We start from the raw sequence: 1,401 nt of genomic DNA on the forward strand, positions 1-1,401 counted from the left end.
AAGGGCAACGATGCCATCCCGGCAGAATCAATCACAAACTCGCCCGATAAATCCGCTTCCCCAAATACAATCAACCGCACCCGGTCATTGGGGGCCAAGACGTAATCCAACCCCGTGCCCGAACCTCCGGCTTCCTCTCCAGACACCTGACCCAATGTCTGCTGCATGCCCGTCTGGCTCTCGCCCGCACGAACCAGCGGCACAAATTGTCTTTGTGCCTGACCCTGATTCTGGCTCTGAGCCTGAGCCCCGGCCAGCCCAAAGCCAGCATTCAGCCCAAGACCGCTCATCACCACGCACAAAGCCAGCAACAAACCGCCTAAAACTCTCTTCATACCCTCACCAGATACAAGCATTGCTCTTCCTCTAATCTCATAGGCCCCAGCCCATTCGATTTTGATTTCTACTCGTCTTGACTTCCTCGCAGGTTCCAACCCGCTTGGTTTTACCCATCGCGGGCTCCAACCCGCTTGGTTTTACCCATCGCGGGCTCCAACCCGCGAGTGTCACAAAATCCGACGCAAGTCCAAAACCGCTCCCGCCGTCCGCAACAATATGTGAAAATCCATCCCCGCGTGACAATGCACCGCATAAAACGCATCATAACGCGCCTTCGCCTTCGGCTTCACACTGTTGCGACCATTCACCTGCGCCAATCCCGTAATCCCAGGGCGCACACTAAAACACTCCGGAAACAACGTCCGCCGGATCTTCGTCGTCGGATCATTCCCCAATAACGGACGCGGACCCACCAAACTCATATCCCCCACAACCACCGACCATAGCTGTGGCAGCTCATCAATACTCAGCTTGCGCAAAAACTGTCCAATCGGCGTCAAATACCCACATGTCGCATCAAACGCCTCTCGCGGCATCGATGGCGCCTCAACCTGCATCGTCCGAAACTTCGGCATCATAAACATGCTGCCACCAAGTCCCACCCGACGCGACCAATACAAACCAGGACCCTTACTCGTTACCTTCACCGCTACCCATACACACAACAGAAATGGCAACAAAAACAACAATAAAAAAACACTCACCCCCAAATCAAACCAACGCTTCGCACCATAGCCGTTCACACGCGAACCCAACACGTCTCCCTCACCATAATGCCCCTCCAACCTCTCTACACTCAATACCCTTCCCCTCATCCTCTCATACCTCTTCTTACCAACGACTCTTTTTACCTGCTTTACGCTGGTAGTCTGAGGCAAAGCTTTAGGCATTGCATGAAGAAAGCAGCAAAGAACGTGCCACCTTAAACTTGAATAACTCTTGGGTCTTTTATGGACACCTCTTAGGGGTATTTTGCGTCACTTTTACATCAATGAATGCTTAGTATTTGCTTGGTCTGACCCTAGGCCGTGTGGACAAAGTGGATTCCCAAATCAGTTAGTT

At 52.5% G+C, this 1,401-nt stretch carries 2 protein-coding genes; both read right to left on the reverse strand.

Annotated features, from left to right (window positions below):
• Nucleotides 1-335: polysaccharide biosynthesis/export family protein (locus tag B7364_RS04120; protein ID WP_198534025.1), on the reverse strand; the 335-nt coding region annotated here is incomplete at its 3' end.
• Between the two features lie 171 nt (nucleotides 336-506).
• On the reverse strand, nucleotides 507-1,082 hold the full coding sequence (locus B7364_RS04125) for a sugar transferase (RefSeq protein WP_269798758.1): 576 nt from the start codon (nucleotides 1,080-1,082) through the stop codon (nucleotides 507-509).
• Nucleotides 1,083-1,401 lie beyond the last annotated feature (319 nt).

It is taken from the genome of Aquidulcibacter paucihalophilus (assembly GCF_002105465.1).
Lineage (GTDB): Bacteria > Pseudomonadota > Alphaproteobacteria > Caulobacterales > Aquidulcibacteraceae > Aquidulcibacter > Aquidulcibacter paucihalophilus.